The sequence below is a fragment of the Sporosarcina sp. P1 genome (assembly GCF_002743155.1).
GTDB lineage: Bacteria > Bacillota > Bacilli > Bacillales_A > Planococcaceae > Sporosarcina > Sporosarcina ureae_B.
Map to the genome: position 1 here is coordinate 211,664 of NZ_PDYS01000003.1, position 13,540 is coordinate 225,203.

Consider the following 13,540-nt stretch of genomic DNA (forward strand, 5'->3'; position numbering starts at 1 on the left):
TATAACTTAATTTTAGCACAGGAGGATTTTCTTTGATTCCAAAACTTGATGAATATAAAAAACAATTTGACATAATGAGTGATGACGAGATTAAACCGGGATTGGATGCGATAGAAGAGGCTTTGGCGAATGTCTTGAACCCGGAGAAAGATTTGCGAATTATTCATGTGGCAGGTACGAACGGTAAAGGTTCGACGATTGCGGTAATGGAAGCAGTTTTACAAGCGCATGGATTTAAGACTGGCGTATTTTCTTCACCCGCCATACTGGATGTACATGATCAAATTCGGATCAATGGGAAACCGATTACTCATGAGGAATTAGAGTATGTGTTTGAAGAAATGAGAGCAGCAGGATTAAGTGGGATGCTGACGGACTTTGAATTGCTGACGGCGGCGGCGTTTTTGGCGTTCCGTAACGCAGAACCTGATTATGTTTTACTTGAGACGGGGATGGGTGGTAAATACGACAGCACGAACGTTGTGACACCTTTAGTCTCGGTCATTACATCGATTGCGCTAGATCATACGGGATTTCTTGGAGATACAGTTGAAAAGATTGCCGCACATAAAGCGGGCATTATTAAGCCGTATATTCCAGTCGTTATAGGAGAATTGCTACAAGAAGCGAAAGAGGTTGTCTTGGCAGTGGCGAAGACGAATAAAAGTTTGGTGCGCGCATATGACGAAGAATTCACAATGAAACAAGAGACTACTGAAATCTTCAGTGGTATGTCTACATTTGAGATTCCCGAGCGTAACATGAAAGGGCCACATCAAGCGATTAATTTGGCTGTTGCTCTAGAAGCTTTGTCAATGGCGGGAGTGCCATTGAAACAAGATCATGTGGCTAAAGCTATAGCCAATGTAGCTTTGCCGTTTAGATTCCAAAAGCTTGCAGATCACGTTTATATGGACGGGGCTCACAATCCTGCGGCCGCGCGTATGTTAGTACGTACGATCAAGGAGCAATTTCCAGGAGAGAAAGTGGACTGGGTTGTGGGGATGTTGAATACGAAAGACTATCAAGCTACGTTGGAGATTTTAGCACCACTTGCGAATAGTTTTACGTTTGTGGATTTTCCGCATGCACAGGCTGCGAAAGCGGAGGATTTGCAAGCGGTTTGTCCTATAGAGGCAAGTCGTGTGATTTCATTTGAAGAAGTGGATGTAAAATGTTCGAAAAAATACATAAAGGTAGTTGTTGGCTCTCTTTACTTATTAAGTAGTTTAATGAGACAATAGGCTTAATAAAGTTAGTTTTATAGACTTTTATGTTTATAGTAAGGTATTTAGTTTTAGTAGGATAAAATGATGAATGTTAATAGAGGAGAGAATGTTGTCATGAAGTATGAAAATGATAAAGGCTTCACGATGGTTGAAATATTAGCCGCACTAACTATACTTGGTATTATTTTTATTAGCTTTATGACGATATTTCCTCAGATGAGTAATTTAAATTCAAAAACTGAAGCAAAGTTAGAAACGATTAGTCTAGCAAAAAAAGAATTGCTAGTTTGGAAGGAAAATCCTTTACCTTTAAATAGAAATGATGATTTGGAGAATATTAAAGAGGATTTCGTAACAAAGCCCGGACATATTGTTTTTGAATACAGCCATAAGAAAGAACCTATTTTCACATATCGTGTAACCTGTAAAAAGAAATCCGACTTGCCTACAACACAAAAAGGTGAGGTCGAATTGTATCGAATTCATATTGCCGTATTTAAAGGAGAGCGTGAAATTAGTGAAACATTCGGTTACATGAAAAAAACTGTAGATTAAAGGAGGGCTTATCATCAAACAAAATGAACAGGGAATGACACTCGTCGAAGTGTTAGCTACACTCTTGTTGGTGACTCTGGTTACCGGTTTGATATGGACAACAATATCTATTAGTTCACGCTCCAGTGTTTTAGAAACCAATAAATTAAGGTTACAGCAAGAGGGTAATTATATTTCTACTGAAATTCTTAGAATTCATCGTACCTGTAAAGAATACGAATTTGTCATTACACCTAATAACGTCAGTGTAGAAAATTGTCAGATTGAAAAATCTCAAGATAGAAAAAGATTTAGCATTAGTGAGGGTTTTATATACAGTATGGGTGATCAAATGATATCACCAGAAGGGGTTCGATATGATATTGAAGCAGATTTCGAAGATTTGGAGATTGAGAAATTTAAAATAATTTCTCCAGAAAATACTAAGTTAAGTATTACCTTTCCACTAATAGCATCCAGATATAAAAGATCTTCCTGATGAAAGGTTGATAACTATGAACAATCGAGAGAATGAGAACGGGTATGCATTGGTAATTGTTTTATTTGCAATTGTCCTTATCATGATCACAAGTGCTCTGTTTATGAGAGGTTCAATTAGTAATGCGAAGCAAGAAAAGATTGTTGATTCGAATAATCTAGCATATATGGCGGCTGAAATGGGCGTAGATTATTATAAATGGAGTTATACAAATAAATATAATTCTGTTAAAACGGGCATTTGGAAGATGTATAACGATAAATTTTTAGCAGAGAAAGCACAAATAAATAATAGTAAAGAACCCAATAAACCAGAAGCTATTAGGAACATGGCGAAGCAAAAAAGAATAGATGCTATAGATGAACTATGGAAACAGTTGAATAATCATACTATCACTCCAGTTGATTTAGCTGGGGAAAGTTACAAATTTACTAAAGGCTCAATCAGTGTAAAAAAAGATATTTCCACATATTCGGTAAAGATTACTGGAGAGATCTTTGGTAAATATAATACAACTGACAAACCTTTGGAATTCACACTAAGTTTTGTTATGCCAGAATTCAACGTAGATCAAACCGAAGCTGGGGGATCGGGGCAGCAAGGTAGTGGAGTTGAAAAATTAGACTGGTTTGAGACCGGAAAACTACCTTTTATCAATAAACCCACTGTAAAATGTCCTTCAGTGAATGCTTGTTTAGAAACAGATGTTGAAAATATTACCAACTTTAAGGGTCCAGCTATATATTTCGCCGTTAATGCTGTAAAAGGTAATAACGGTAACCTTGGAATGGACTATAAGAATACTTCTATTTATCTCGAAGGCGAGATCGGTCCATTCAACATGAATAAAATGAAGAATATCAATGTATACGCTAAAGGCAATATTTCAGTGAAGAATATGAACAATACAGATTCACTTCATCTCCTGTCTCTCGGTCATTTCATAGTTGAACATGCTGAATTAAATAGAAGTTTTATCGGTATTCGAGGTAATTTTGTTCCTAAGAAACAAGTGAATATCAATTCGTCAAGTACCCTCGCAGTTAAAGGCAACTGGGAACCCAATTCGGGGAAACAATCCATAACAAATAATTCGAAAGTTTGCGTAGGTGGAAATGTTTATTTGAATCAAATAACAATTGATTCTACAAGTAAAATTTATTTTGTATTACGAGACGGCACAAAAAATTATCCTATAAACGATAGCCGGTATATCGCTATTAAAGAATCGGATTATAAAAGTAATCCTAGTATCTTGTTTGAAAATTGCGAGAGTAGTGGTAACTCTTCAACTAATCCGGATACACCCAATTTAATTGAACCTGTTTGGGAGAAGCCCGAAATAGAAGTAGAATATTACAAAAACTAGATATGACATTGCGAGGCGATAACTATTGAAACCAAACATATACAAAATATTCCTTTTTCTAGGCACTCTACTACTTGTAGGCTCCGCAATTTTCGCCCAACAAGCTTACGCAGGCGACGGCTTCCTCTCAAACTTTAAAAAGTTTAGTAAACACACATATGCAGGGCCGTTTGACATATCAAAGCATAATCGTAAAGATGCGAAAGAGAAGCTAGTAAATAATTTTTTAGAGCTTGAACAGAACTTGTCCGTGCAATTGATTGTGCAAGATCTTCAAGTAGATGTTCCAGCAGATGTAGTAAGTTTCGATCCAGATGCAACACTAAACGAAGCAAAAAGTGGAGTGGATAATTCATTAATCGCAAATGTTTCCCGCGAAGGGCTACGTACGGTGATGAAACAAAATTTTAATTCGCTTTCATTCAGTGAAGAAGATGTGGAGAAAATAGCTGCACAACTAGAAGTTCAGCTACGGAGTGGTATTATGCCACAGCAAGTATATATAGCGAGTTTTATACCTGAAGTATACGAGCAGAAACAAGTCATTGCTTCTGCTACATATGAAGTGGATGAACTAGCAAAAGGTTTGCGTTTAGTAATGGAAGACTTGAATGGTTTAGAGATTCAGCCGAATTCTACGTTTTCATTCCGTGAATATTTGAGTGGTAAAGAGTCTGCTAGTGCGACAGATTTACAGATGACTATTATGGCTTCCCTTTTGTATAAAGCGGCATTGCAGACGAATTGGGTAATAGATGAACGAAATATTTCTTCTGAATTACCAGTGGGCGTTGAACCAGGATTTGAAGCAGCGATCAATCGTAAGCTCGATTTGGATTTCCTGTTCACGAACCCTAATCAAACAGTCTTCACGATTCGTACGGACTGGAATGGTTCTCAATTGGAGCTGTCGGTTGAAGGTCTACCATTTGTGCATCGTTACGATACTGAGGTAGAGAAAATCACGAAGTATGATCCTAAAACGGTTATTCGTTATAGCGCATTTGTAAATGCAGGTGCGGTTGAAGTAGTGGATACAGGCAAGAAAGGCATGGAAGTTGCGGTTAAACGGAATATTCTTTTGAATGGTTCATTGGAAGAAATTGAAGACGTGTCGATTGATTTCTATGCACCGAAACCAATTATTGAACGACATAGTTTAGAAAAAGTAGTGGAGAAAGTTCCTACTAGTGATGTAGATAGTAATTCTAGCCATACTGACGGAAACTTTTCAGGTAATGGATCCACAGATAAGCCGTCTAATTCATCTAACGGAAATGGATCGTCTACTTCAAATGGTGGCGGATCGGGTACTACCGGCTCTTCTTCAAGTAATGGTACGAATAGCGGTGGATCAGGTAATGGAAATAGTTCAAGTAACTCGAATGGTTCTAATGGGAAAGATGATGTGAAATATGATTACGATAAAGGTGGTAATCTTATTGAAGTCGACAAAAATGGTAATCCGATTGATTGATAGAGGAGGGTGCAGATGGCGACAACTAGAAAACGTCTTGGGGATTTATTAATAGAATCCGGCTTGCTGACGGACGAGCAGTTAATGAGTACGTTGAAAGAAAAATCGCGCGATGAGCGACTTGGTGATGCGTTATTGCAGCGCGGGTATATTACGGAGCAACAGTTGATTGAAGTGTTGGAGTTCCAGCTCGGAATTCCTCACGTCAACTTGTTCCGTTATCCGTTTGATCCGAAGTTGTTTAATATAGTTCCTAAAGGTTTAGCGAAGCAGAAGATGATTGTTCCGTTGAAAAAAGATGGAGATAAATTATTCGTTGCGATGGCAGACCCAATGGATTACAACACGATTGAAGACTTACGCCTATCCACAGGTTTCCATATCGAAACTGCGATTGCGTCTAAAGATGATATTAATCGAACGATTACTAGATATTATGATGATGAATTATTTGATGACTTGCTGTTTGAAGAACCGGAAACCGCTGCAAGTCAGACAGAACAACAAGAGGATATCGTTGATAATGATTCTCCAGTTGTGCGTCTAGTGAACCAGATTATTTCTAGTGCAGTTTCTATGAAGTCCAGTGATATTCATATTGATCCTCAAGAACATCAAGTCATCATCCGCTTTAGAATTGATGGGAAACTGCAGACTGAACGGGTCATACCGAAGCATATGCAGTCAATGCTTCTAGCCCGAATCAAAATCATGGGAAATTTGAACATTACGGAATCACGCATGCCACAGGATGGGCGCATCAAAGTAATGATTGATTTCCGTCCGATCGACTTACGGTTATCGACTTTACCGACAGTTTTTGGTGAAAAAGTCGTAATGCGTATTTTGGACTTGAGCAGCTCATTGAATGATATGACGAAGCTCGGTTTTGGTCCAACGAATTTAGAGCGTTTCCTTAAAGAAATTGAAAAGCCGAATGGTATCGTGTTGATTTCGGGCCCCACTGGTTCGGGTAAATCATCTACGTTATACGCAGCTTTGAATCGATTGAATAGTGAAGAAGTAAATATTATTACGATAGAAGATCCTGTCGAGTATCAGCTGGAAGGAATTAATCAGATTCAAGTGAATGCTAATGTGGGATTAACGTTTGCGACAGGTTTACGTTCTATTTTGCGACAAGATCCTGATATTGTCATGGTCGGGGAAATCCGGGATAAAGAAACAGTGGAAATCGCGATCCGTGCATCGTTGACGGGACACTTAGTATTGAGCACCATTCATACGAATGACTCAGTTGCATCGATATCACGATTGCTGGATATGGGGGTGGAGCCTTTCCTTTTGACTGCCTCACTCAATGCGATCGTAGCTCAACGATTAATTCGTCGTGTTTGTCGAGACTGTGGTACCACACAGCAAGCGACTGATCGTGAAAAAGAGATTTTTGCTAAACGTGGTAAAACGATAGAGACGATCCATCGCGGTTCCGGTTGTCCTGCATGTAATATGACAGGATATCGTGGGCGGATTGCGATACATGAAGTATTGGTCATTAACGCGGAAATGCGCGATGCGATTAATGGTAACGCAGCACCTACAGTATTCCGTGATATTGCACAGAGAAGCAAAACGATATTCCTGATAGATGATGGTTTGGAAAAAGTGAAGCAAGGCATTACAACTACTGAAGAAGTGTTGAGAGTGGCCTTGATAGATTAGGAGTGTTTGAGGTGACTGAAAGAATTGATCGATTACTAACTGAAGCCTTTACGATCAAAGCGTCGGATATTCATTTAACTGTTGGCGTGCCCCCGGTTTTCCGAGTTCATGGTGACTTGAAACGATTCGGTGAAACCGTTATGACTGAAGAAGATACAAAAGAAATTGCCCATCAAACGATTCCAGAAAAGATGATTCCAGCGTTTAAAGAAGCTGGACAGATTGATTATTCATATGAAATCGCTGGTGTTTCTCGTTTTCGTGTCAACGCATTCCAACAACGCGGTGCGATTTCATTAGCATTTCGGACGATTCCTACCAAAATCCCTACGATTGATGATTTAAATATGCCGGGAACATTGAAGAGCTTGTCTGACACAGCCCAAGGCCTAATTTTAGTAACGGGGCCAACGGGTTCAGGTAAGTCTACGACACTCGCGGCAATGATTCGTTATATGAATGAAACGATGCGAAAGCATATTATTACATTAGAAGATCCAATTGAGTATATGCATGCGCACGGTACTTCTATTATCGATCAACGAGAAGTCGGTTTTGATACGCTGTCGTTTGCGGATGGCTTACGTGCTGCTTTGCGTCAAGATCCGGATGTCATATTAGTAGGTGAGATGCGTGATTTGGAGACGATTTCTACGGCTATTACCGCTGCGGAAACAGGCCACTTAGTCCTCGCGACTTTACATACATGGAGTGCCGCTTCGACAATCGATAGAATTATAGACGTATTTCCTCATGGGCAACAAGCGCAAATTCGTGTGCAGTTGGCAGGTGTTTTAAAGGCAGTCGTTTCCCAGCGTTTATTCCAGACGATGGATAAAAAAGGAAGACGTGCGGCGACAGAGATTATGATTAATAATCCCGCTGTGTCTAACCTAATACGATCTGAGAAGATTCACCAGATACCGAACGTCATTCAGACTAGCCGTGCGCTTGGAATGCATATGATGGATCACTCCGTAAAGAATTTGATGGAACAGAGAATCATTTCGTATGAAGCTGCATTGCCGTTTATGCAAGGGGATGATTAAGAGTGGCTCGTTTTACATATGAAGGGCGAGATGCGAAAGCAATTCGCCGTGGTACGGTGACCGCTACGAATAAGCGAGATGCGGCGATTAAGCTTAAAGAGCAAGGGATTCGTGTGGTCAGTCTTGTCGAACAGAAAGAAACGATGCTGACGAAAGATATTACGATTGGTAGTCCGGTTAAGCGGGATCAATTGATTATGTTCTTGCGACAGTTTTCTACGCTTCTTCAAGCGGGGGTTACGATTGTGGATGCGGTGAGGATTTTATCGATGCAAGTGGAGCAGGCGACTTTTCGAAAGATTTTGACTGCAGTTCAGGAAGATCTACGTACAGGAACCGCGTTATCCATAGCTTTTGGAAAACATCCCAAAGTGTTCGAACCATTGATTTTGAACATGGTGGCGGCAGGAGAGGTTTCAGGTACAGTTGATGAATCATTGGATCAACTAGCGGAGCATTTCGAAAAAGCGTATCGTACGAGACAGAAAGTTACGTCTGCTATGGCATATCCAGTCGTAGTTGGAATAATAGCTATTGCAGTAGTTATTTTTCTTTTATGGTTCGTCGTACCAATGTTTGTTGATATGTTTGATAGCGTGGGGGGGCAATTACCTTGGCTAACTCGCGCTGTAATGGCAGCGAGTGAATGGATTGAAAACTACTGGTACTTGTTAATTCTTATTGTTTCAGTTTTAGTTGTGGGGTATGTATTGTTCAGAAGCAATCCGAAGGGAAAATACATTTTAGATACAATCTTGTTAAGACTACCTATATTTGGTAGCATTGCACAAAAGTCTTCACTCGCTATGATGACGCGCACATTAAGCTCCATGTTTTCAAGCTCTGTACCAATTTTACAGGCATTGTCCATGACGGAAAGAGTTGTGGGAAATGAAGTTATTTCAAAAGTGATTGGTGAGTCTAGAGTATCAATGGAACGAGGCGGATCCTTGACGGAACCTATGTTAAATCACTGGGCATTCCCACCGTTAATTCCTCATATGATTGCAATTGGAGAAGAGACTGGTTCTTTAGACTCTATGTTGGTCAAAGTTGCGGATTTTTATGAGAAAGAAGTAGAAGCAGCTACAGACCGCTTAAAGGCTTTGATAGAGCCTTTAATGATTGTTTTTTTAGCGGCGGTAGTCGGGACTATAGTTTTAGCAATCATGTTGCCGATGTTTAGCATGTTTGAGCAGATAGATAGTTTGTAACAGAATTAACAAAAGTTAACTATATTTTAGTTTTTTTTCTATTAAACTAGTGTTAATCTCCTAGTGCCTCTGGTATACTATACTCATAGAGTAAGAAAAAACAAGAGGGGGAAATGATATGAAAAAGTTTATGCAGAAGAAATTAAATCAAAAAGGTTTGACGCTTGTCGAACTGCTTGCAGTTATCGTTATTTTGGGGATTATTGCTGCGATTGCGGTGCCGGCTATTGGGAATATTATTGAGAACACGAAGTATAATGCGGTTAAGTCGGATGCGTTGAATGCTTTGAATTCAGCTAATCTATTATATGCAGAGGATCAAAATGCTAAAGATGTTACTGTGAAGACACTTGTGGATGGTGGTTATCTTGACGGCAAAGGAAAACTGACTGATGGTATGACAATAGCTAAGTCAGCTAATAACGTTGTTTCAATTAGTGGTACTACTGGGGAGTATGCAGGCGGTAAAAAAGTGACATTTACGTCAGCAACTGTTGAAACTATTAATACAGATAAAACAAAAGGTAGTACAGCAAATGATAAAAATATTTCTGGTGCAGTAACATCACCTTGATCTTAAATAAGATTACAAATTTAAAAGGCGGTAGGCGCTTAATAACTTGCCTCCCGCCTTTTAAAATAGAACTGTTGAGGGGCTGATGAGTTACATGAAATCCATAAAATCTCAGAGGGGTCTTACGTTAATCGAACTTCTCGCAGTAATAGTTATTTTAGGAATCATTGCTGCAATCGCAGTACCCGCAATCGGTAAAATAGTTAAGAATAGTCACAACAAAGCTATAAAGAGTGAAGCAATCGTTGTGCTGGAAGCCGCTCAGTTGTACTTTCTTGAGAATAACATCCAGTACGAATGGGAAACGGCATCGATACCTAACCTAGTAGCACAGGGTTACATGGAAGACGGTGGATATTTAAACAGTACCTCATTTGTAACGAATGTCACTCCCGCCAGAATTTGCGCTTCCGCACTAGATAAAAGTAAAGTTATCTTTTATGATGCAACAGCTGAAGAAATCGTAAACTCTGGAAACGATATTAATGTAGGAAGCAAAGCATGTGGAGAAAATAATCAGGAGGTACCTTCCTGATTATTTTTTATGTCTCTTTCTATAATCTAGCTCCATATTTCTAAGAGTATTTTTCTGTATATTAATCATCCCACTACCAATCTTTCCTTCTCACAGCACATTTGCTATACTTACCATAACTAGTAAGTTAGGAAGAAATAACTAAAGTCCTTGCTTACTCTCGTCCGAAAGGAGTTCATTTATGTCGATTTTATCTAATTTTACACGCCCACTTTCCAAACTTTCTATTCCTACATTCGGCCGTAAGAAACGTGTCCACTCATTAACTCTTGACGATGACGCAGTTCGGTACGTGCGAATAAAGTCTCTGGATCCAATCGTCCTAGAAACAGCAAAAGAGATGCTGCTACCCGAACACGTTATCCAAGACGGCCGAATAGCCGAAGAGGACAAGCTCCGCGATGTTCTGACGGAGGTTGTGAAAGATTGGAGTCTTGCAAAGCGTGACGTGGCGTTTCTTGCGCCCGATACATATGTCATCATCCGACGTGTTGCGTATCCCGACACGGTGGAGGATGAAGAGCTGAAAAGCCATTTCTTTATCGAGATTGGTTCGACGATTTATTTGCCGTTTGACGATCCGGTATTTGATGTCGTTCCTTATACAGCTAATAAATTGCAGAATGAAGCGATTTTAATTGCGTCTAAAGAAAGTATTATGCAGACCTATGAGGAAGTGCTGAAGTCAGTGAAATTGGAGCCTGTTGTGGCGGATATTGCACCGCTTTCCCTGTATCGTCTGGCACATCATGTGCACCACTTTGAGGGATCGGAACATATTCTCCTTGCTGATTTGCACGGTCGTAGTCTGACTGTGTCTATTTTCTATTCACATTATCCGTTGTTCATTCGCTCGATGGAACTGGAAGTACCGCTCAGCATGGCAACGGGCGAAGAGTTGGAGCGGCAGGTTGAGCCACTTACAATTGTCATGGAACTCGAGAAGTTAGCGAACTTCTATCGCTTTAATTTGGCGGAGAATGATTCCACTATTACTCATCTAGTGTGGAATGGTACATATACACAACAAGAACAATTATTGCAGATGGTACGAGAACGTTTAGCAATCGAAGCACTTCCCTTAGTGAAAGAGCCGATTAGTTGTGTGGACGGAACCGAGATTACTGCGGATTACCACCGAGTGATTGGCCTGGCGCTGAAAGAAGAGGTGTAATATGTTAGTTGATATAAATCTACTGCCGGAAAAGATCCGTGAGAAAGCTACTTTTCTTTGGATAGCGGTTGCGATTCTTTCAGTCGCTTTTCTTACCTGGATTGTGCTTTATTTCATCGCTCAAAAATATGATGATGAGGCTCAAAAGTTGCAACAATCCACGTACGAAATACAGAAACAACAAGAAAGTATAACGTCCCAGATGCGTTTATCTGCATTCGGACAGGAAAAAGAACAATTAGCAGCGACGGTAGAGTTCTTGAAAGGGTATCAATATAAAACACAACCCCTTTTAGAGGATCTTGCGAAAGCCTTGCCTGATCGGGGGTTTTTCCAAGAACTAACTTTCACTGCACCTAACGAAGTGACATTGAAAGTACAGTTTGATGACTTGATGGAGTCTGCGCTCTATTTAACCCGATTGAAAGCTTCGTCGTTAGTAATTGATGCGACGTTTGAAGGGATTGAGACGGAAAAACTGGACGTCGGTGAGCGGGAGAATGTCTTGCCTAGATATTTCGCTACCTATTTCATTCAGTTTGTTGATGACCGTGCGCTCCCAAGTACAGATGCAGAAGTAGACCCAAATGCGATTGAAGAGCCACAAGAGGAAGCTCCGGCAGAAGAGCAAGCAGAACCTACACCTGAAGAATCGCAACCTCCTATAGATGCGAATACGGAAGGAGGCGATCCGGTTGAATAAATATCTATCTAAACGACAGATGGAAATCGGTTTAGTCGTATTGGCTTCCATTTTCCTTATTGCGCTTGTCTATTACACGGTGACGAACGTCTACTTGCCAGCGAGAGAAATGAAGGATCAGACGGCGACCCAGTTTGCTTCAGAACGTGATGTGCTGTTTTCATTACAAAAACAATTGGCAAATAGAGATTCAAATGAAACCGTAACGTCTGCACCGCTTCAAAAAATCGTGCCTGTCATTCCGTTAGAAGATGCTTTACTGATTCGTCTAGAGAAGGCGGAAGTAAAGTCCAATAGTCGAATAGAAGAAATTAATTTTTCTAAAGAAGTATTCGATATAGAACTACTGCCTGAACATGTACAAAATCTTGAAACCGTTTTGATGGAAGTGACACTCGCTGCAGATACATACAAGCAAGTCGATACGTTCATTTACGAGATGGAAGAAATGATTCGATTGATAAATGTAGAGGCGATTCAATTTGAAGCAACTGCAGAGAAAACGGAAGAGGAGTCGGATATCGGTGAAATGAAAGTCGTCATTTCATTGCATGCGTACTTCCGTCCGGATCTTGTCAATTTGCAAAATGAGGCACCGAAAGTAGATGCCCCGCCACCTGCATCGAAATTCGATCCAACGACGATTAATAAAATGACAGGTACTGAGAAAGCGGAGTAAGGAGGCAATTCATGGAATGGCTTTATAGTAGTTTTTTCTTCCTTTACGGTATTACGTTTGGCTCGTTCTTTAACGTCGTCGGCATGCGTGTGCCTTTGAAGGAATCCGTCGTGTCGCCACCATCTCACTGTACGACGTGCGCTCGTGATTTGACGGCAGTGGATCTGGTACCGGTTTTATCTTACGTGTTTTTGCGTGGGAAATGCAGAGGGTGTAAAGAGAAAATCAGTGCTCTCTATCCCGTTATGGAGTTGATCACGGGTGTGCTGTTCGTCTATGCGTACTTACACTTCGGATTTCAGTGGGAACTCGTCATAGCACTGCTATTTATTTCAATGTTGGTTATTTTAACGGTATCTGATTTAAAGTATATGTTGATTCCGAATAAAATTTTGTTGCCGTTTGGTATTGCGATTTTCATCTTGCGCTTTGTCAGTCCGCTGTCGCCTGGGTGGGATAGCTTGCTTGGAGCGGCAGTAGGGTTTGGTTTGTTGCTGTTAATTGCGATCGTGTCGAATGGCGGTATGGGCGGTGGCGATATTAAGTTATTTTTCGTTATTGGCCTAGTACTCGGGACGATGCAGACGTTAATCACGCTGTTTCTCGCTTCGCTAATAGGTGCGATTGTCGGACTGATCTTCTTAAAAAAGACGAAGCAAGGACGTAAAACACCTGTACCATTCGGTCCTTCTATTGCGGTCGCTGCACTCATTGCTTATTTCTATGGCGCGCAGCTTGTCAGTTGGTATACAGCTTTGTTGAACTAAATCGGTAAATGTTTATGGACGAGACGACAACAGTCTCGTCTTTTTTTACGTTCA

14 protein-coding genes are annotated in these 13,540 nt (G+C 40.4%); all 14 read left to right on the plus strand.

Annotated features, from left to right (window positions below; all coding sequences use genetic code 11):
• The first annotated feature begins 32 nt into the window (after nucleotides 1-32).
• A complete protein-coding gene (locus tag CSV73_RS05870) occupies nucleotides 33-1,244 on the plus strand; it encodes a bifunctional folylpolyglutamate synthase/dihydrofolate synthase (RefSeq protein WP_099626846.1) in 1,212 nt (403 codons plus the stop codon).
• Between the two features lie 99 nt (nucleotides 1,245-1,343).
• Nucleotides 1,344-1,784, plus strand: coding sequence for a PulJ/GspJ family protein (locus CSV73_RS05875; RefSeq protein WP_158232291.1), 441 nt, complete (start codon nucleotides 1,344-1,346; stop codon nucleotides 1,782-1,784).
• A 13-nt stretch (nucleotides 1,785-1,797) separates the two neighbouring features.
• On the plus strand, nucleotides 1,798-2,262 hold the full coding sequence (locus CSV73_RS05880) for a prepilin-type N-terminal cleavage/methylation domain-containing protein (RefSeq protein WP_483315707.1): 465 nt from the start codon (nucleotides 1,798-1,800) through the stop codon (nucleotides 2,260-2,262).
• A gap of 16 nt (nucleotides 2,263-2,278) precedes the next feature.
• Entirely contained in the window at nucleotides 2,279-3,631 is a 1,353-nt protein-coding gene (locus CSV73_RS05885) for a hypothetical protein (protein WP_099626849.1), read from the plus strand.
• Nucleotides 3,632-3,656: 25 nt separating this feature from the next.
• On the plus strand, nucleotides 3,657-5,108 hold the full coding sequence (locus CSV73_RS05890; protein ID WP_099626850.1) for a VanW family protein: 1,452 nt from the start codon (nucleotides 3,657-3,659) through the stop codon (nucleotides 5,106-5,108).
• A gap of 15 nt (nucleotides 5,109-5,123) precedes the next feature.
• Nucleotides 5,124-6,791 carry a GspE/PulE family protein gene (locus CSV73_RS05895; RefSeq protein WP_099626851.1) on the plus strand — a complete coding sequence of 556 codons (1,668 nt, stop codon included), beginning with the start codon at nucleotides 5,124-5,126 and terminating at the stop codon, nucleotides 6,789-6,791.
• Between the two features lie 11 nt (nucleotides 6,792-6,802).
• Nucleotides 6,803-7,840 (plus strand): type IV pilus twitching motility protein PilT, encoded by a 1,038-nt coding sequence (locus tag CSV73_RS05900; RefSeq protein WP_099626852.1) that lies wholly within the window; start codon nucleotides 6,803-6,805, stop codon nucleotides 7,838-7,840.
• 2 nt (nucleotides 7,841-7,842) lie between these two features.
• Nucleotides 7,843-9,054, plus strand: coding sequence for a type II secretion system F family protein (locus tag CSV73_RS05905; RefSeq protein ID WP_099626853.1), 1,212 nt, complete (start codon nucleotides 7,843-7,845; stop codon nucleotides 9,052-9,054).
• A gap of 118 nt (nucleotides 9,055-9,172) precedes the next feature.
• Nucleotides 9,173-9,628 (plus strand): type II secretion system protein, encoded by a 456-nt coding sequence (locus CSV73_RS05910; RefSeq protein WP_099626854.1) that lies wholly within the window; start codon nucleotides 9,173-9,175, stop codon nucleotides 9,626-9,628.
• Nucleotides 9,629-9,722: 94 nt separating this feature from the next.
• A complete protein-coding gene (locus CSV73_RS05915; RefSeq protein ID WP_233202841.1) occupies nucleotides 9,723-10,163 on the plus strand; it encodes a type II secretion system protein in 441 nt (146 codons plus the stop codon).
• 181 nt (nucleotides 10,164-10,344) lie between these two features.
• Nucleotides 10,345-11,337, plus strand: a complete 993-nt coding sequence (gene pilM / locus CSV73_RS05920) for a type IV pilus biogenesis protein PilM (RefSeq protein WP_099626856.1) — start codon at nucleotides 10,345-10,347, stop codon at nucleotides 11,335-11,337.
• 1 nt (nucleotide 11,338) lies between these two features.
• Nucleotides 11,339-12,040, plus strand: a complete 702-nt coding sequence (locus CSV73_RS05925) for a PilN domain-containing protein (RefSeq protein ID WP_099626857.1) — start codon at nucleotides 11,339-11,341, stop codon at nucleotides 12,038-12,040.
• Nucleotides 12,033-12,719 carry a hypothetical protein gene (locus CSV73_RS05930; RefSeq protein WP_085131034.1) on the plus strand — a complete coding sequence of 229 codons (687 nt, stop codon included), beginning with the start codon at nucleotides 12,033-12,035 and terminating at the stop codon, nucleotides 12,717-12,719. Before CSV73_RS05925 ends, CSV73_RS05930 begins: the two co-directional genes overlap by 8 nt.
• Before the next feature lie 11 nt (nucleotides 12,720-12,730).
• Nucleotides 12,731-13,486, plus strand: coding sequence for a prepilin peptidase (locus CSV73_RS05935; protein ID WP_099626858.1), 756 nt, complete (start codon nucleotides 12,731-12,733; stop codon nucleotides 13,484-13,486).
• Nucleotides 13,487-13,540: the final 54 nt, after the last annotated feature.

Bases quoted from the DNA above. Each gene is read 5' to 3' on its own strand.
- CSV73_RS05875 (WP_158232291.1), top strand. From the start codon at position 1,344: ATGAAGTATGAAAATGATAAAGGCTTCACGATGGTTGAAATATTAGCC.
- CSV73_RS05885 (WP_099626849.1), top strand. From the start codon at position 2,279: ATGAACAATCGAGAGAATGAGAACGGGTATGCATTGGTAATTGTTTTA.
- CSV73_RS05895 (WP_099626851.1), top strand. From the start codon at position 5,124: ATGGCGACAACTAGAAAACGTCTTGGGGATTTATTAATAGAATCCGGC.
- CSV73_RS05910 (WP_099626854.1), top strand. From the start codon at position 9,173: ATGAAAAAGTTTATGCAGAAGAAATTAAATCAAAAAGGTTTGACGCTT.
- CSV73_RS05915 (WP_233202841.1), top strand. From the start codon at position 9,723: ATGAAATCCATAAAATCTCAGAGGGGTCTTACGTTAATCGAACTTCTC.
- pilM (WP_099626856.1), top strand. From the start codon at position 10,345: ATGTCGATTTTATCTAATTTTACACGCCCACTTTCCAAACTTTCTATT.
- CSV73_RS05925 (WP_099626857.1), top strand. From the start codon at position 11,339: ATGTTAGTTGATATAAATCTACTGCCGGAAAAGATCCGTGAGAAAGCT.
- CSV73_RS05935 (WP_099626858.1), top strand. From the start codon at position 12,731: ATGGAATGGCTTTATAGTAGTTTTTTCTTCCTTTACGGTATTACGTTT.